The sequence below is a fragment of the Pseudomonas oryzihabitans NBRC 102199 genome, assembly GCF_000730625.1.
Lineage (GTDB): Bacteria > Pseudomonadota > Gammaproteobacteria > Pseudomonadales > Pseudomonadaceae > Chryseomonas > Chryseomonas oryzihabitans.
In genome coordinates this window covers 303,859-320,315 of the sequence record NZ_BBIT01000009.1, presented here as the reverse complement: position 1 = coordinate 320,315, position 16,457 = coordinate 303,859, and the positions used below count along the sequence as shown (strand labels likewise).

The 16,457-nt window shown below is 68.9% G+C and carries 13 protein-coding genes; 4 read left to right on the top strand and 9 right to left on the bottom strand.

The genetic code is table 11. From position 1 onward, the window contains the following. Position 1 precedes the first annotated feature (1 nt). Both hutH and hutC read left to right on the top strand, forming a co-directional pair. A complete protein-coding gene (gene hutH / locus POR01S_RS11840; RefSeq protein ID WP_042136010.1) occupies positions 2 to 1,534 on the top strand; it encodes a histidine ammonia-lyase in 1,533 nt (510 codons plus the stop codon). A 76-nt stretch (positions 1,535 to 1,610) separates the two neighbouring features. Next, positions 1,611 to 2,324: a histidine utilization transcriptional repressor HutC gene (gene hutC, locus POR01S_RS11835; protein ID WP_042136008.1), complete on the top strand. Its 714-nt coding sequence runs from the start codon at positions 1,611 to 1,613 to the stop codon at positions 2,322 to 2,324. A 132-nt stretch (positions 2,325 to 2,456) separates the two neighbouring features. Here hutC and POR01S_RS11830 read toward each other — a convergent pair whose 3' ends face one another. The 3 genes from POR01S_RS11830 to POR01S_RS11820 all read right to left on the bottom strand — a co-directional run bounded on the left by POR01S_RS11830 (position 2,457) and on the right by POR01S_RS11820 (position 5,574). After that, positions 2,457 to 3,065 carry an FMN-dependent NADH-azoreductase gene (locus POR01S_RS11830; protein ID WP_042136005.1) on the bottom strand — a complete coding sequence of 203 codons (609 nt, stop codon included), beginning with the start codon at positions 3,063 to 3,065 and terminating at the stop codon, positions 2,457 to 2,459. A 647-nt stretch (positions 3,066 to 3,712) separates the two neighbouring features. Then, positions 3,713 to 5,077, bottom strand: coding sequence for a PepSY-associated TM helix domain-containing protein (locus tag POR01S_RS11825; RefSeq protein WP_042136003.1), 1,365 nt, complete (start codon positions 5,075 to 5,077; stop codon positions 3,713 to 3,715). Between the two features lie 89 nt (positions 5,078 to 5,166). Beyond that, positions 5,167 to 5,574: a hypothetical protein gene (locus tag POR01S_RS11820; RefSeq protein WP_042136000.1), complete on the bottom strand. Its 408-nt coding sequence runs from the start codon at positions 5,572 to 5,574 to the stop codon at positions 5,167 to 5,169. Between the two features lie 103 nt (positions 5,575 to 5,677). On the opposite strand from POR01S_RS11820, the gene POR01S_RS11815 reads away from it, so the two are divergent. Continuing rightward, positions 5,678 to 6,223, top strand: a complete 546-nt coding sequence (locus tag POR01S_RS11815; protein WP_042135998.1) for a GNAT family N-acetyltransferase — start codon at positions 5,678 to 5,680, stop codon at positions 6,221 to 6,223. Here the strand turns inward: POR01S_RS11815 and cobF are convergent. Then, complete coding sequence (cobF, locus tag POR01S_RS11810; RefSeq protein ID WP_027597036.1) at positions 6,190 to 6,951, bottom strand: precorrin-6A synthase (deacetylating); 762 nt, start codon at positions 6,949 to 6,951, stop codon at positions 6,190 to 6,192. The two genes, POR01S_RS11815 and cobF, sit on opposite strands and share 34 nt — an antisense overlap. A 113-nt stretch (positions 6,952 to 7,064) precedes the next feature. Between cobF and POR01S_RS11805 the strand changes: the two genes are divergently transcribed. Further along, on the top strand, positions 7,065 to 8,288 hold the full coding sequence (locus tag POR01S_RS11805) for an MFS transporter (protein ID WP_420893617.1): 1,224 nt from the start codon (positions 7,065 to 7,067) through the stop codon (positions 8,286 to 8,288). Here POR01S_RS11805 and POR01S_RS11800 read toward each other — a convergent pair. The 5 genes from POR01S_RS11800 to POR01S_RS11780 form a co-directional block, all read right to left on the bottom strand. Further along, a complete protein-coding gene (locus POR01S_RS11800) occupies positions 8,285 to 10,897 on the bottom strand; it encodes an excinuclease ABC subunit UvrA (RefSeq protein WP_042135994.1) in 2,613 nt (870 codons plus the stop codon). The two genes, POR01S_RS11805 and POR01S_RS11800, sit on opposite strands and share 4 nt — an antisense overlap. Before the next feature lie 113 nt (positions 10,898 to 11,010). After that, positions 11,011 to 13,407, bottom strand: a complete 2,397-nt coding sequence (locus tag POR01S_RS11795) for a TonB-dependent siderophore receptor (RefSeq protein ID WP_042135992.1) — start codon at positions 13,405 to 13,407, stop codon at positions 11,011 to 11,013. 134 nt (positions 13,408 to 13,541) lie between these two features. Then, complete coding sequence (locus POR01S_RS11790) at positions 13,542 to 14,495, bottom strand: FecR domain-containing protein (RefSeq protein WP_042135990.1); 954 nt, start codon at positions 14,493 to 14,495, stop codon at positions 13,542 to 13,544. Further along, on the bottom strand, positions 14,492 to 15,007 hold the full coding sequence (locus POR01S_RS11785; RefSeq protein WP_027597031.1) for a sigma-70 family RNA polymerase sigma factor: 516 nt from the start codon (positions 15,005 to 15,007) through the stop codon (positions 14,492 to 14,494). Before POR01S_RS11785 ends, POR01S_RS11790 begins: the two co-directional genes overlap by 4 nt. A 228-nt stretch (positions 15,008 to 15,235) precedes the next feature. After that, complete coding sequence (locus tag POR01S_RS11780; RefSeq protein WP_042135988.1) at positions 15,236 to 16,429, bottom strand: DUF2252 domain-containing protein; 1,194 nt, start codon at positions 16,427 to 16,429, stop codon at positions 15,236 to 15,238. Positions 16,430 to 16,457: the final 28 nt, after the last annotated feature.

Below are 16,457 nucleotides of genomic sequence, written 5' to 3'. Positions count from 1 at the left end.
GATGAACACCCTTATCCTGAAACCCGGCACCCTCGATCTGGCCCAGCTGCGCCAGGCCTATCTGCAGCCGCTGCGCATGGAGCTGGATCCCGCCGCTTATGCCGCCATCGACGCCAGCGTGGCCTGCGTGGAAAGCATCCTGGCCGAAGGCCGGACCGCCTATGGCATCAACACCGGCTTCGGCCTGCTGGCCTCGACGCGGATTGCGCCGACGGATCTGGAAAAGCTGCAGCGCTCCCTGGTGCTGTCCCACGCCGCCGGCGTGGGCGAGGCGCTGGATGATGACCTGGTGCGGCTGATCATGCTGCTCAAGGTCAACAGTCTGGCTCGCGGTTTCTCCGCCATTCGCCGCCAGGTCATCGAGGCGCTGATCGCCCTGATCAATGCCGAGGTCTATCCGCACATTCCGCTCAAGGGCTCGGTGGGGGCCTCGGGTGACCTGGCGCCGCTGGCGCACATGTCGCTGGTGCTGATCGGCGAGAGCAAGGCGCGCTACCAGGGCCAGTGGCTGCCGGCGCGTGAGGCGCTGGCGGTCGCGGGTCTCGAACCCATGACCCTGGCCGCCAAGGAGGGCCTGGCACTGCTCAATGGCACCCAGGTGTCCACTGCCTATGCCTTGCGCGGGCTGTTCGAAGGTGAAGACCTGTTCGCTGCGGCCACGGTCTGCGGCGGCCTGAGCGTCGAGGCCATGCTCGGTTCCCGGGCGCCCTTCGATGCGCGCATCCATGCCGCGCGGGGCCAGCGTGGCCAGATCGACGTGGCCGCGGCCTATCGCGAGCTGCTCACCGCCAGCAGCGAGGTGTCCCGCTCCCATGCCAATTGCGACAAGGTCCAGGATCCCTATTCGCTGCGCTGCCAGCCCCAGGTGATGGGCGCCTGCCTGACCCAGTTGCGCCAGGCCGCCGAGGTGCTGGAGGTGGAAGCCAACGCCGTGTCCGACAACCCGCTGGTGTTCGCGGAAGAGGGCGACGTCATCTCCGGCGGCAACTTCCACGCCGAGCCGGTGGCCATGGCCGCCGACAACCTGGCCCTGGCCCTGGCCGAGATCGGCGCCCTGTCGGAGCGGCGCATCTCGCTGATGATGGATCGGCACATGTCCCAGCTGCCGCCCTTCCTGGTGGAGAACGGCGGGGTCAATTCCGGCTTCATGATCGCCCAGGTCACCGCCGCGGCCCTGGCCAGCGACAACAAGGCCCTGGCCCATCCGGCCAGCGTCGACAGCCTGCCCACCTCGGCCAACCAGGAAGACCATGTGTCCATGGCGCCCAATGCCGGCAAGCGACTGTGGGCCATGGCCGAGAACGTGCGCGGCATCCTCGCCATCGAGTGGCTGGGTGCCTGCCAGGGCCTGGACTTCCGGCATGGCCTGAAGAGTTCGGAACGCCTGGAAAGGGCGCGCAGCCTCTTGCGCGAGAGGGTGCCCTACTACCAGGAAGACCGCTTCTTCGCCCCGGACATCGAGGCGGCCAGCGCGCTACTGGCCAGCGGTTGCCTGAACGGGCTGGTCACGCCGCGGCTGCTGCCCAGTCTCTGAGGCGGACGCGGTCCGGCAGCCAGAACGCCGGACCGCGCGTTATCATCGGCTTTCCATTTTCCGGCCTGGAGTTCGCGTGAGCAGCACGACACCCCCGCGCTACAAGGTGATCGAGGACTTCCTGCTCGAACGCATCCAGGGTGGTGCCTACCCGGTGCATCACCAGATCCCCACCGAGGAGCAGCTGGCGCGGGATTTCGCGGTCAGCCGCATGACCGCCAACAAGGCCATCACCCGCCTGGTGCAGCAGGGCTACCTGACGCGCCAGGCAGGACTCGGGACCTTCGTCATCGAGCGCAAGGCCGAGTCCTCGCTGCACGAGGTGATGAACATCGCCGCCGAGGTGCGCGCCCGAGGGCATGTCTATTCCAACGAGGTGCTGCGCAGCGAGGCCATCGCCGCCGACGACGAGGTGGCCCTGCGTCTGGGCCTGCGGATCGGCAGCCAGGTGTTTCACAGCATCCTGGTGCACCGCGAGAACGGCCTGCCCATCCAGCTGGAGGATCGCTACGTCAATCCGCGCTGGGTGCCGCACTACCTGGAAAGCGACTTCAGCCGCCAGACGCCCAACGAGGTGCTGGTGGCCAGCTGTCCGATCAGCGATGTGGAACATATCGTCGAGGCGGTGCTGGCCACCGCCCAGACCGCACGCTGGCTGGACGTCGCCGAGGGCGCGGCCTGCCTGTCGATGATCCGCCGGACTTGGTCGGACGAGCACCTGGTCAGCTATGTGCGGTTGCTGCATCCGGGCGACAGGTACAAGCTGAGCTCGACGACCCGGCATCGCTGAGGGATCTGGCGCGGGGAGGGGTGTTGGGCTTCGCGGTGCTCAACCCAACCTACGCGACTGTTCGCCCGCGCCGCTCTGCCCCCTCTCCCTTGGGGAGAGGGGTGGGGTGAGGGTGGCCCCTGCAGTCAGCGATCAGAGTTTGCTCACCAGGGCCACGGCGTCCTGTTTGGCCTGGTCGCGCGACGCCTGGTCGACTTCCGGCCCGAATAGGGTCTTTTCGACCACCACGGTGTGCATCCGGTCGATGCCGACCATCTCGCACCAGGTGCGCAGATAGGACTCCTGGTGCTCTTGGCGATCCAGGGCCGCACCACGGGCCGCGATCACCAGCGCCTGGCGACCGCCGAGCAGGCCGTTGAGGCCGCGGTCGTCAAAGGTGAACAGCAGATCCTTCTGGCTGACCACGTCGAACAGCTGCTTGAGCTTGTAGGGGATGCCGAAATTCCAGCAGGGCACGCCGAACACCAGTACATCGGCGGCCTTGAAGCGCTGTGCCAGTGCCTTGGCCACCTTCCAGGCATGCTCCTGCTCGCCGCTGAGGGGCTCGCCCTGGATGCCGGCGTACTTGGCGTCGAGGATGGGACCGTCGAATTCCGGCAGGTCGCACTGCCAGACGTCGAGGGTATCGACCTCGGCATCGGGGTGTTTGCCCTGCCAGGCCTGGATGAAGGCAGTGGCGACTTCCAGCGAGGCGGAGCGATCCTGGCGGGGCGAACCTATCACGTGCAACAGATGGGGCATGGCAGATCCTCGAAGGATGGGGATTGCGATAACTATAAGCGTCTCGCTGGGGTGCGCCAGCGTCGGATAGGGTGTGCCGATGGATGGTCTGGGAGGCGGTTCCTGGCGTGACGACTGGTGTTGGGCGGGCCCTCACCCCAGCCCTCTCCCGGAGGGAGAGGGCTGGTTGGTGCGAGCGGGAGGCGGCGTGCGGGTAGGGTGGACAACGGCGCAGCCTTGTCCACGCGTTCGGGGTGGGCACAGGTGGAAAACGCTGCGCGGTTTTCCACGCTACGGCTGCGATTTGGGGCGGGCCCTCACCCCAGCCCTCTCCCGGAGGGAGAGGGGGGTGGTTCGGTGTGGGCGGGTGGCTACGTGCGGGTAGGGCGGACAACGGCGCAGCCTTGTCCACGCGTCCAGGGTGGGCACAGGTGGAAAACGCTGCGCGGTTTTCCACGCTATGACTGCGACTTGGGCAGGCCCTCACCCCGGCCCTCTCCCGGCGGGAGATGGGACGGTTTGGTGTGGGCGGGTGGCTACGTGCGGGTAGGGTGGACAAGGGCGCAGCCTTGTCCACGCGTTCGAGGTAGGCACAGGTGGAAAACGCTGCGCGGTTTTCCACGCTCCGACTAGGTCAGGGCGAAGGCCAACAACCACCCATCCCCACCTCAGGCCGAACCGGCCTCCGTGCGTAGCGCCGGGCCGCGCAGGCCCAGCAGGGCGTCCACCACCAGGAACAGCAGCAGGCTGCCGCCCAGCACCGGCAGGCACAGGCCGAGCAGCAGGGCCGTCGCCGGGACCAGCAGACGCGGCAGGGGCGGCAGCTGGCGCCAGAGGGTGATCAGGCCGGGTTGTGCCGGATCGCGGCTGGGCCGACGGCGCCACCAGAGCAGATAGCCCCAGACGGTCATCACCAGCAGGCCCAGGGCGACGACCGCCAGCACCAGCTGGTTGGCCAGGCCGAACAGCACGCCCATGTGGGCATCGATGCCCCAGCGGGTCAGCTTGGCCGGCAGCGAGTACTGGGCGAAACGCACCTGATCGACCACCTTGAAGCTGGTCGGGTCGACGGCGACGGCGTCCACCTGGGTCGGCCAGCGGCGGTCGATCTCGCTCACCGTCCAGGCCTTGTCGGCGCTGCGCCCCGGACGGATCTCCAGCTTGCCGGCGTCGATGCCGGCGGCGCGGGCGCTGGCCAGCACCCCGTCGAAGGTGGCCGGATCCAGAGCCGGTGCCTTGGCCATGTGCATGGCGCCATGGTGATCGGCGTGCTCGTCATGGACCATGGCCGGCGCGGGTGCGGTGCCCAGGGCGGTCTTCACGCCCGGCGTGGACCAGCCGTAGTGGGCGCGCAGCACGCCGATGTTGTCGCCGGCGAAGCGCGACCAGGTCAGGCCGGTGGCGGAGAGGAACAGCAGGCCACCCAGCAGCCAGACCCCGGTGCTGGCGTGCAGGCCGCGGGCCGGGCGGCGCTGGCGGCGGCGCACCAGCCACAGGGTCAGGCCGCCGAGGGCCGCGACCCACAGCCAGGAGGCGGCCAGTTCGCTGTAGAGGCGGCCGGGTTCGCCGAGCAGCAGGCTGCGGTGGAACTGGTCGATGGTGGTGCGCAGCGGCAGGATGCCGCTGGTGCCATAGACCGCCAGATCGCCGCGGATGGCGCCGGTGACCGGATCGATGAACAGCGCCCGGTGGGTGTACTCGCCCAGTGTCGGATCGTTGAACATCACCCGGGTGGTGTCGCCCTCGGCCGGCGCGGGGCGCACCGCGCCTAGGGTCAGGGTAGGGCCTACCGCGGCCTGGGCGATATGGATCTGTTCGGCCAGCGGCAAGGGCTTGCCGCGACTGGGGGTGTGCAGAGCCTCGGCATAGAGGTGGGCCTCGAGTTGCGGCGTGAGAGCATAAATCAGGCCGCTGGCGGCGGCCACCAGCAGGAAGGGACCGACGAACAGGCCGATGAGGAAATGCAGCCGCGCCAACAGCTGCAGCAGCGGCCCCGGCGTCTTGGCGGCCGGAGCGGAGAGGTGCGAAGTCATAGCGTTCACCACGGAGCGACGCGCGGCCAGCAAGGGGCCACGCGCAGGATTACGAGAAAGGAGGACAGCCGTCTTTCGTCGCCGGGGTGTCAGGGCGCCTGGGGATGCAGCGTGGAGCGCCGTGCGCGCGGTGGCGGCGGCAGGGCGCTCTGATAGCGAGGACGATGAGGATCGCCGGGACGCAGCAGCCACTGCAGCACGACGGCGGCCAGCGTGGCGAGGAACAGGGTGGCGGCGAAGACGCAGTCACCCGTGGGGGAAAGGGTGGTCACGCTGCCGCCCGGCAGGCCCGCATGCATGCCGGCCATGTCGTCCTGGGCGGTCTGGGCGTGCAGGCCGTGGTGATGCTCGTGCCCCTGGGCCAGCGGAGGCGAGACCGGCAAGGTAAGTCGCGCCAGCATCTGGCCATGGCCCAGGGCGCAGACGAGTCCGTTCAGCAGGATGCAGGCGAGCAGCATCCAGGCGAGCGAAGCGCGCGGGGAACGGACGGTTATCATGGCGGGGAACTGTATCATCGTCGCGGGCCACGCACAGCCCGGCCGGCGCGAACCTGCGCCGAAATGTCGCGCCCCTGCCGCTGCTGGAGAGACGAACAGAACCATGAGCGAAGCGCCACCCATCACCCTCGAACGGCTCACCGTGGCGGATGACGAGACGCTGGGTTTTCTGCTGGCGAGCTATCGCGAGCTGTTCGGTAGCCGGGTCGAGGCGAATGCCGTACCCCAGGATCTACAGCGCTTCGCCGACCACTATGGTGCGGATCGTGGCTGCCTGCTGCTCGCCCGGGGCGCCGCCGGAGAGGCGATCGGCAGCGTCGCCTATCGACCCTACGACCGACGTTTTCCCCAGCTGGCCTATCCCGGTGAAAGGGTGGTCGAAGTGGTACGGCTGTTCGTGGTGCCCCGGCAGCGGCGCCAGGGCCTGGCGCGACGGCTGTTCGGGGCGCTGCTGGCCCAGGCGCGGCGCGACGCGGTCGAGCGCCTCTACCTGCACACCCATCCCTTTCTGCCCGGGGCCGAAGCCTTCTGGCTCGACCAGGGCTTTCAGGTCGTCGCGCGGGAGACGGCCTTGCCCTGGCAGACCCTTCACCTGGATCGACGCCTGGACAGCCCTCAGGCGTCCGCCGGCCCCCGACAGAGCAGATAGGTGTCCATGATCCAGCCGTGCTCTTCACGCGCGGCGCTGCGCACCCGGTGGATCTCCTCGGCCACCTCCTGCAGCGGACCGGCGATAAGGATCTCGTCCGCCGTGCCCACGTAGGCACCCCAGTAGATATACAGGCCGGGTTCGTCCAGGCGGCGATAGGCTTCGTGGGAATCGAGCATCACCACCAGGCTGTCCAGGTGCGCGGGGAAGCGCTCCAGGCGCCGACCGGGGGTGATCTCCAGGGCCTGGCCGATGCGATTGAGCGGCACCCGGTGGCGCGCGGCCAGGGCCTGGACGCTGGAGATGCCGGGGATCACCTCGTATTCGAAGTCCAGCCGACCTTCGCGCCGGATCGCCGCCAGGATGCGCAGGGTGCTGTCGTACAGCGCCGGATCGCCCCAGACCAGGAAGGCGCCGCATTCGTCGTCCGCCAGTTCCTGCTCGATCATCTCCACCATCAGCGCTTGCTTGGCGGCGTTGAGGTCGTCCACCGCCTGGCGGTAGTCGCCTTCGCGGCGACGCTCGGGGATGGGCGCGGTGACGAAGCGATAGTCCGCCTGGCGGATGTGGCGGGCGCAGATGGTTTCGCGCAGGTGGATCAGGCTGTCCTTTTCCGTGCCCTTGTCGAACAGGAAGAAGGTACTGGCGCGATTGAGGGCGGCGATGGCCTGGAGGGTGAGGTAGTCGGGGTCGCCGGCGCCGATGCCGATGACCAGCAGGGTTTTCATGGGGTGGCCTCGAGGAAAGGAGCGGCGCCCAGTGTAACGGGGGATGTCACTTCCGTAGAGCCTCAGGCAATCGTCATGCTAGTTTCGACCGGTTTGCCTGCCGCCAGGCAGGGATGGACGGGATCGAGGGGGACAGGGGCGTGACGATGACGGCGAGCTGGCGACGGATACCCCGAGGGGTCTGGATTCTGGGTGGAGTGAGCCTGTTCATGGACATCTCTTCGGAGATGATCCACAGCCTGCTGCCGCTGTTCCTGGCCACCGGCTTGGGCCTGAGTGTGCTCTATATCGGCATTCTCGAAGGGGTGGCCGAGGCGACCGCGCTCAACACCAAGATCTTTTCCGGCGTACTCAGCGACTACCTGGGCAAGCGCAAGGGCCTGGCGGTGCTGGGCTATGGCCTGGGCGCCCTGAGCAAGCCACTGTTCGCCCTGGCCAGCGGGGCCGGCCTGGTATTCGGCGCGCGCTTCATGGATCGCATCGGCAAGGGCATCCGCGGCGCGCCGCGCGACGCCCTGGTGGCCGACGTGACGCCGCCGGAGATCCGTGGCGCCGCCTATGGCCTGCGCCAGTCGCTGGACACCTTCGGCGCCTTTCTCGGCCCGCTGCTGGCGGTGGGGCTGATGCTGCTCTGGGCCAACGATTTCCGCGCGGTGTTCTGGGTGGCGGTGATCCCGGCCTTCATCGCCGTGGCCCTGCTGGTTTTCGGCCTGGACGAACCCAAGGCGGCCATCGTCCAGGCGCGCACCAATCCGCTGACCCGCAGCCAGCTGCGCAAGCTGTCGGCGGCCTTCTGGCAGGTGGCGCTGCTCGGCGGCGTCTTCACCCTGGCGCGTTTCAGCGAAGCCTTCCTGGTGCTCAAGGCCGAGCAGGTGGGCGTACCCCTGGCGCTGGTGCCGCTGGTGATGGTGGGCATGCACCTGGTGTTCTCGCTGTCGGCCTATCCGCTTGGGGCGCTATCCGACCGGGTCAGCCACCGCGCGCTGCTGGCCTGGGGGCTGATGCTGCTGATCCTGGCGGACCTGGCCTTGGCCTTCAGCAGCGGCTGGACCGGTCTGGCGCTGGGCGTCGTGCTCTGGGGCCTGCACATGGGCATGACCCAGGGGCTGCTCGCCGCCATGGTCGCCCGCACCGCCCCGGCCGAATTGCGCGGCACCGCCTTCGGCCTGTTCAACCTGGTCAGCGGCATCGCCCTGTTGCTGGCCAGCAGCATCGCCGGCGCGCTCTGGCACTTCCTCGGCTCCGCCGCCACCTTCCAGTTCGGTGCCCTGGCGGCGGTGGCTTCCCTGCTGGTGCTGGCGGCCTGCCGCCGCAGCCTGGCACCGCTGGCCAGCTAGTCGAACAGGGGGCGCAGATAGGGCGCCGTGGGGCTGGCGGGATCGTCCGCCACCGCGCGGGGCGTGCCGCAGGCGACGATGCGGCCGCCGGCCGTGCCGGCGCCGGGGCCGATGTCGATCAGCCAGTCGCTGCCGGCCACCACCTGCAGATTGTGCTCCACCAGCACCACTGTATTGCCTTCGTCGACCAGGCCGTGCAGCTGGCGCATCAGGCGCTCCACGTCGGCCGGGTGCAGGCCGGTGGTGGGTTCGTCCAGCACATAGAGGGTGGTGCCACGGCTGGTGCGCTGCAACTCGGTGGCCAGCTTGATGCGCTGGGCCTCGCCGCCGGAAAGTTCGGTGGCCGGCTGGCCCAGGCGCAGGTAGCCCAGGCCGATATCGGCCAGCACCCGCAGCGCCCGCACCACCGTGGCTTCCTCGGCGAAGAAGGCCAGGGCCTCGTCCACCGTCAGACCGAGCACCTCGGCGATGGTCTTGCCCTGCCAGCGCACCTCCAGTGTTTCGGGGTTGTAGCGCGCGCCCTGGCAGGTGGGGCAGGCGGCATAGACGCTGGGCATGAACAGCAGCTCGACGCTGACGAAGCCTTCGCCTTCGCAGGTCGGGCAGCGGCCCTTGGCGACGTTGAAGGAGAAGCGTCCGGCGTCGAAGCCTCTTTCCCGGGCCTCGGGGGTGGCGGCGAACAGCTTGCGCACCCCGTCGAACAGGCCGGTGTAGGTGGCCAGGTTGGAGCGCGGGGTGCGGCCGATGGGCTTCTGATCCACCGGCACCAGCCGGCGGATGCCGCCGAGGCCGTCGACCACCTGGCCGGTGGTGGCGGGCAGGGCATCGGCGTCCAGCTCCGTTGCCTCGTCACTGTCCTCGGCGGCGCGCTGGCCCAGCTCGGCGCCCACCAGTTCCAGCAGCGCCTGGCTGACCAGGCTGGATTTGCCCGAACCGGAGACACCGGTCACCGCGGTCAGGCAGCCCAGCGGAAAGGCGGCGTCCAGCCCCTGCAGGTTGTTGCGGGTGACCCCGGCCAGCCGCAGCCAGCCCTGGGGCTCGCGCGGAGGCCGGGTCTCGCGTTGCGGCGCGGCGAACAGATAGCGCGCCGTCACCGATTCCTCGATGTCGGCCAGGCCGGCGGGCGGACCGCTGTAGAGCACCCGGCCACCGCCTTCGCCGGCCGCGGGACCGACATCCACCAGCCAGTCGGCGCGCTTCATGGTGGCCAGGTCGTGCTCCACCACGAACAGCGAATTGCCCTGGGCCTTGAGGCCGTCGAGGGCTTCCAGGAGGGATTCGCCATCGGCCGGATGCAGACCGGCAGAGGGTTCGTCCAGCACATAGACCACGCCGAACAGCTGGGACACCAGCTGGGTCGCCAGGCGCAGCCGCTGCAACTCGCCGGAAGAGAGGGTGGTGGTGCTGCGCTCCAGTGCCAGGTAGCCGAGGCCGAGGCGGGTCAGGGTCTGCAGCCGTTCCAGCAATTCGCTGGCCATGCGCTGGGCGGCGAGGCGTTTTTCCGGGGACAGATCGGGGGTGCGGCGCACGTCCGGCGCGCCGGCGTGGTCGCTGCCACCGGCGGCCTTGCGCCGGGCGCGATCCTGCTTGCCGGTCTGGGCGTCCAGCACGCGGGCGTCCTTGGCCTCGTCGAAATCGCCGGCCGCGACCCGGCGCAGCAGCACGGTGAGTTCGTCCAGCGGCAGCCGCGACAGCTCGCCGATGTCCAGGCCGGCAAAGGTCACCGAGAGCGCCGCCCGGGTCAGCCGCTTGCCATGGCACAGCGGGCAGGTCTGGCCGATCATGAAGCGCGCCGCGCGCTGCTTCATCTTGGCACTCTGGGAATTGGCGAAGGTGTGCAGCACATGGCGCCGTGCACCGGTATAGGTGCCCTGGTAGCTGGGCTCGGCCTTGCGCTTGAGCGCGGCGCGGGTCTGCTCGGGGGTGAGGCCGGCATAGACCGGGACGGTGGGCTGCTCCTCGGTGAAGAGGATCCAGTCACGCTGATGTTGCGGCAGGTCGCGCCAGGGGATGTCGACGTCATAGCCCAGGGTGACCAGGATGTCTCGCAGATTCTGCCCGCCCCAGGCGGTGGGCCAGGCGGCGATGGCGCGCTGGCGGATGGTCAGCGCGGGGTCCGGCACCATGGAGGCCTCGGTCACCTCGTAGACCCGGCCCAGGCCGTGACACTCGGGGCAGGCGCCCTGGGGCGTGTTGGGCGAGAAGTCCTCGGCATAGAGCATCGGCTGGTCGGCGGGATAGCGCCCGGCGCGGGAGTAGAGCATCCGCACCAGACTGGACAGCCCGGTCACGCTGCCCATGGACGAGCGACTGCTGGGCTGGCCGCGCTGCTGCTGCAGGGCCACCGCCGGCGGCAGACCCTCAATGGCTTCCACCTGGGGTACCCCGACCTGGTCGATCAGTCGCCGCGCATAGGGCGCCACGGATTCGAAGTAGCGGCGCTGGGCCTCGGCGTAGAGGGTGCCGAAGGCCAGCGACGACTTGCCCGAGCCGGACACCCCGGTAAAGACCACCAAGGCATCGCGAGGGATGTCCACGTCGACGTTCTTCAGATTGTGCTCGCGGGCACCGCGGACGGAGACGAAACCGGGACGGGGGGAGGAGGGCATGGCGTGCGGAACCTTGGCTGAGAGCGTGCAGACTCGGACCGCGTCAGGGGGCAAAGGATCGCAGGGCAATGGCGGGCGACGGGACAGAGGTCTCGGCGCCCACCTGCCCAGGCTCAGAAGTTGTAGCTGACCGACAGCGTCGCGTTGCGCGGCGCACCGTAGTTGCCACTGGTGGCGTTGTTGTACAGCGACAGCAGGTATTTGCGGTCGGTGAGGTTGTTGACGTTGAGCTGGGTGCTCCAGTGCTCGTCGAAATCGTAGCTGCCCAACACATCCACCAGGGCATAGGCGTTCTGGTGGATGCGGCTGTTGTTGTCGTTCTCGATACCGCTCTGCCATCTCAGCCGCGCGCCGACCTTGGCCTGGGGCAGGCCTGGCAGGCGATAGGTCGCCAGGCCGCGCAGGGTGTGGCTGGGCACGAATTTGCGTGCCCGCTCGCCGTCCGCGTCGTCGATGCGAACATAGGTGTAGCCGGCCAGCAGGTCCAGCCCGGGCAGTGCCTCCCCGGAGACCTGCAGTTCCAGGCCATGGCTGCGGTAGTCGGTGGTGTCGTAGAGATAGCGCGAACCGGCGAGTACCGAGGTGGCGGCCACGTTGCGCTGCGCGGTCTTGAACACCGCGGCGGTCAGGCTCAGGCGATCGTCGAACAGGCCGCCCTTGACCCCGGCTTCCAGGCTCTTGCCCTCCAGCGGATCGAGCAGCCGGCCATCCAGGCCGAAACTGTGTTGCGGGCTGAAGATCCTGGTCCAGCTGGCATAGAGGCTCCATTGCGGGCTCAGGTCGTAGACCAGGCCGGTGTAGGGGGTGACCTCGCCATGGGCACGGGTGTAGTAGGCGTCGCCGTAGCTCAGGCCGCTGGCATCGGCGCTGAGCATCCGCGCGCCGACGATCCAGTGCAGGTCGTCGATCAGATTGAAGCGGGCGCCGGCGAACAGGCTTTTCTGGCGGTCGGTGAAGTCCTGGGTATGACCAATGTCGTCGGTGTATTGCAGCGACGGCTCGGGAACGCCGGCCAGGGAGCCGGAGAGGGTGGTGGGGTAGTAGCCGTCCTCGGCGAGGATCTTTTCCCGCAACTTCTGGTGGGTCCGGCCGTAGCTGGCGCCCAGGGTGAGTTCGTGGTCGCGGCCGAACAGTTCGAAGGGACCGGACAGCCGGGCCTCGCCGATCAGCTGGTGGGCCTTGCTGGCGGAGTGGTCGCCGAAGGCGGTGGCGTCGTCGCCGTTGACGCCGAAGATGTAGTACATGTCGGCGTTCTGCCGCTCGGTCACGCCGGTCGCCGTGAGGGTACCCTGCCAGCCGTTGCCGAAGTCGTGGGTGAATTCGCCGAAGACCCGCTGGGTGTCCAGATTCCAGTAGGTCCAGTTCTGACCGATGCTGGAACTGCGGCGGCCGTAGTGCAGCGGATCGCCGTTCGCGTCGGCCAGCGGCAGGTTGCCCCAGGAGCTGCCGTTGGCGTCGCTGTTGTGCTGGGAGAAACCCAGGGTCAGGGTGTCGGCGTCGCTGAGGTCGAAGGCCACCAGACCGGCCGCTATGTTCTTTTCATGGCCATAGCGATCCAGCCAGGAATTGCCCTTGTCGTGCGCGTAGATGAAGCGTCCGCGAACGTTGCCGGTCTCGGTCAGGGGGCCGGAGACATCGGCATCCACCCGGCGATTGTCCCAAGAACCGACGCTGGCGCCGAGCTTGGCCTGGAACTCGGCGGTGGGCCGCTTGCGGACGAAGTTGACCGCGGCCGAAGGGTTGCCGGTGCCACTCATCAGGCCATTGGCCCCGTGCAGGACGTCCACTTGTTCGTATTCGGCCAGATCCTGATCGCCCACCAGGGTGGTGCTGACGAAGGGCATGCCCATGCCGTCGTACTGGAAGCTGTCGATGTCGAAGCCGCGCGAAGTGAACTGGGTACGATCGGTCTCGGTCTGCTCGACGGTCACCGACGGGGCAGCGCGCAGGGCTTCCTTGATGCTCTGCAGGCGGAAGTCCTCGACCTGATCGCGGGTCAGGATGGTGATCGCCTGGGGCGTCTGACGTTCGCTCAGCCCCAGGCGCGTGGTGCTGGTGCTCACAGGACGCCGGTAGCCGACATCGGCGCCGCCGCCTGCGGCACTGGCCTGGATGGTGGTCTCTGGCATGGCCAGGGCGGCCTCGGCGCTGCCACCTTCCAGGGCGTAGATACCGGCACCGCGCTCGCTCCAGCGATAGCCGCTGCCACGCAGCAGGTGCTCGAAGCCCTGGTCGAGGGTATAGCGGCCCTGCAGTCCCGGACTGCTGCGACCGGCCAGCGGCGCCGGATCGAACACCAGCTGGACGCCGGCCGTGGCGGCGAAGCGCGCCAGCACGGCGTTCATCGGACCCGCGGGAATCCGGTAGTCACGCCCCTCCGCGGCGGCCAGGGTCGGCAGGGGTAGCAGGGCCAGTCCGGTACCGGCCAGGGGGACGCCCTGCAGGGCGACGGCCAGGATCAGCTGGGTGAAGCTTCGGGTGCCGGATTGCTGCCGGTGGATCTTTGCCATGTCGTGTTGCCGTCCTCTAAAGCGCACCAGGCGCGGGCTGCCACCGCTCCCCATGAGGGTGTCTGCAGCTATCCCGGACGAGGGCGGCAAAGTGCTCAGGGGGCGCGGACTTTTTTTTGCGGCGTCGTTGACGTTCAGGGCGCGCCCACCGCCACCCAGTAGCGGGTGCGGCGGGTGACGCGGATCGGCAGGGTGCGTTGCAACGCCAGCAGGGCCTGGTCGGTATCGTCCAGTGACAGGGCACCGGACACCCGCAGCCCGGCGACGGCCGGGTCGCAGCGCAGCAGGCCAGGGCGATAACGACCCAGTTCGGCCAGCACCTCGGCCAGCGGGCGGTCGTGGGCGACCAGCATGCCGCGTGTCCAGAGGCTGGCATCCTCGTCCACCGGGGCGCGGCGCCGCACGCCGCGGGCATCGAACCAGGCCTGTTGCCCGGCAGCCAGCCGCACGGCAGCGCCCCGTTGCGGACGCAACTCCACGCCGTGGGCGAAGACCGCGACCTGGCACAACCCCTCTTCCAACCGCACGCTGAAGCGGGTGCCCAGGGCCTCGATCTCGCCCTGCGCCAGGTCGATCACGAAGGGCCGGCGCGGCATGACCGGATCGGCATGGGTGGTCACCAGCACCTCGCCGCGGCGCAGGTGCAGGCGGCGGATGCCTTCGTCGAAGCGTACGTCCAGGGCGGAGTCGCTGTTCAGCACCAATTGGCTGCCGTCGGCAAGCAGCAGGGAGCGACGCTCGCCGATGGCGGTCTTCAGCTCGGCGCCCAGCGCATCCGGCGGCAGGGTGCGCAGGGCCAGCCAGCCGCTGGGAGCCCCTACCAGCAGGGCGGTGAGCAGGCGCAGGGTGCGCCGCCGGCTGAGGGCGCGGTCACCTGCGCGGCGTAGCGCCTGCTGACCGATATCCAGCGGAACGCTGGCGAAGGTACCCATGACCCGCTCGGCCCGTGCCCAGGCCGCGCGATGGGCCTCGCTCTGCGCCCGCCAGCGCTCGAAGGCCTGGCGCTGCGCCTCGTCGGTGTCGTCGAAGTTCAGCGCCAGTAGCCACTCGGCCGCTTCTTCGAGCAGCTGCGGCGCGGGAGGATTCATGCTTCGCCGGCCACCAGGCAGGCCACCAGGGCGCGCTGGATGTAGCGGCGTACGGTGATCACCGCCAGACCCAGCCGCACGGCGATCTCGGCCAGGGTCAACCGCTGGAATTGCGCCAGTAGAAAGGCCTCCCGTACCGGGCCGGGCAGGCCGTCGAGCATGGCATCGATGCGCAGCAGGGCGTCGACGATCAGCCAGTGCGTCTCTGGCGAAGGCACCTGGGCCTCAGGCAGATGGGCGATGGCTTCGCGATAGGCGCGCTCCACCTCCTGGCGTCGCCAGAGGTCGATCACCAGCCCCTTGGCCACCTGCACCAGATAGCGCCGCGAGTCTTCACGCAGCGGCAGCCGTCCGGAGCTGAGGATGCGCAGATAGGTGTCCTGGGCGATGTCCGCCGCATCTGGCGCGTTGCCCAGCCGCCCGCGCAGCCAGCCGCTGAGCCAGCCGTGATGATCGCGATAGAGCCGATCCAGGGCGACGGTGGGCGAGCCGGAAGACAGGGCAGGGCGCATGGACGATCCTTGGCGCGAGCGCCAGTCTTAAATGATAAAGCGTCTCATTTTAGTTAAAGGCTGAAGGTCGCACAATGCGTGATCGAGCTGATCGACGAAGCGGGCAGGTGGGCGAGGGTCAGGTAGGCGCTGCCTGCCGCTCCGGGTTGGACCGGGCAGGTGGCAGGGAAGGGGCGAGCGAAAAACGCGGCCCGAGGCGATTAGCTCCAGACCGGTTTCAGGGCGGCCTCAGTCCTGCGCATGCTCCAGCGCATAGGCGCGGCAGTGGGCGAGGTAACCCATTTCGTGGGCGCCTACCAGTTGCACCACGCTGCTCCACAGCCAGGAGGGGGCATCCAGGGTGCGGGTGCGATTGCGTTGCAGGTCGCTCATCCACTCGACGCGGGTGGCCAGGTCCATCTGCCGGGCGTGGGCGCGGCCGACCACGCGGGCCAGGTAGGCGGCGGCGCTCATGGCTTCGCGGGCGCTGAGTTCGTCCAGCTCCAGCTTGAGATCCTGGGGCAGCAATTCGCGGATGAAGAAGGAGTGATCCAGCATGCGCACCGCCAGCATGCGATTGCCCAGGGCCGGGGAGAGCTGGCGGGCGCCTTCCACCACGCGCTTGCCGTTGTCGCGGGGCATGGTGGCATGGGCCACGCGCGGGGCGGCGGCGGCCACCGCCTGCTTGACGTCGATCAGGCAGTAGTCCTGGTCGTCGCCGTCGTCCACGCCCAGCAGCACGGCGTAGCGGCGCAGCCCCAGGGAGCTGCAGCCCTTGACCCAGTAGGCGCTGTCCAGCAGTTCGACGCGGCTGTCGTGGCTGCGGCCCTTGAGCGAGGTCACCAGGGCATGGATCCCGGGCGTCTCGCACAACTCGCCGATGGCCTTGCGCTCGTCCTTGCTCAGCTGCCAGAAGTGCTTGCCCAGCGGCAGCTTGGGGCGGGTGTTTTCCATGCGCTCCTTGGCCAGGTGCTTCCAGGTACGCTGCACCGCGCTGCGCATCCCGGCCTTGACCTGAGCGGGGCGCGGGACCTCGCGTTCGAGATCGTCTTCGAAGGCCACCTCGTAGCCGCGCATCATCTCTTCGAGCATCCGCGCCGTGGTCACCCCCGGCAGGTCGGAGCCGCGCGCCGCCGTGGCCAGCGACAGCGCCAGGCGCACCAGGTCATGGGCCGGATTGCCGACCACGGTCTGATCCAGGTCGCGGATGTTGACGTCGGTGGAGCCGTGCAGATCGCCGGTGGGGCCCAGGTTGCCGGCATGGCAGTCGCCACAGATCCATACCGCCGGCCCATTGGGCAGGTTGCGGCCGGGCTGGCTGTGCAGCCACTCGTAGAACTGCACCGTGCTGCCGCGGACGTAGGCGTGGGCGGAGCGGGCCATTTTCAGATTGCGCAGCTGGTTGAGGCGGGGCAGACGATCGACGGGACGCGGGGTTTTCATGCAGGGCGCAGGCCTTGAGGGAGACGCC

Coding starts and splice junctions, on each gene's coding strand:
- POR01S_RS11805 (WP_420893617.1), top strand. CDS start 7,065: ATGGACGGGATCGAGGGGGACAGGGGCGTGACGATGACGGCGAGCTGG.
- POR01S_RS11785 (WP_027597031.1), bottom strand. CDS start 15,007: ATGCGCCCTGCCCTGTCTTCCGGCTCGCCCACCGTCGCCCTGGATCGG.
- POR01S_RS11790 (WP_042135990.1), bottom strand. CDS start 14,495: ATGAATCCTCCCGCGCCGCAGCTGCTCGAAGAAGCGGCCGAGTGGCTA.
- POR01S_RS11820 (WP_042136000.1), bottom strand. CDS start 5,574: ATGATAACCGTCCGTTCCCCGCGCGCTTCGCTCGCCTGGATGCTGCTC.
- POR01S_RS11815 (WP_042135998.1), top strand. CDS start 5,678: ATGAGCGAAGCGCCACCCATCACCCTCGAACGGCTCACCGTGGCGGAT.
- cobF (WP_027597036.1), bottom strand. CDS start 6,951: ATGAAAACCCTGCTGGTCATCGGCATCGGCGCCGGCGACCCCGACTAC.
- POR01S_RS11825 (WP_042136003.1), bottom strand. CDS start 5,077: ATGACTTCGCACCTCTCCGCTCCGGCCGCCAAGACGCCGGGGCCGCTG.
- POR01S_RS11830 (WP_042136005.1), bottom strand. CDS start 3,065: ATGCCCCATCTGTTGCACGTGATAGGTTCGCCCCGCCAGGATCGCTCC.
- POR01S_RS11795 (WP_042135992.1), bottom strand. CDS start 13,407: ATGGCAAAGATCCACCGGCAGCAATCCGGCACCCGAAGCTTCACCCAG.
- hutH (WP_042136010.1), top strand. CDS start 2: ATGAACACCCTTATCCTGAAACCCGGCACCCTCGATCTGGCCCAGCTG.
- POR01S_RS11780 (WP_042135988.1), bottom strand. CDS start 16,429: ATGAAAACCCCGCGTCCCGTCGATCGTCTGCCCCGCCTCAACCAGCTG.
- POR01S_RS11800 (WP_042135994.1), bottom strand. CDS start 10,897: ATGCCCTCCTCCCCCCGTCCCGGTTTCGTCTCCGTCCGCGGTGCCCGC.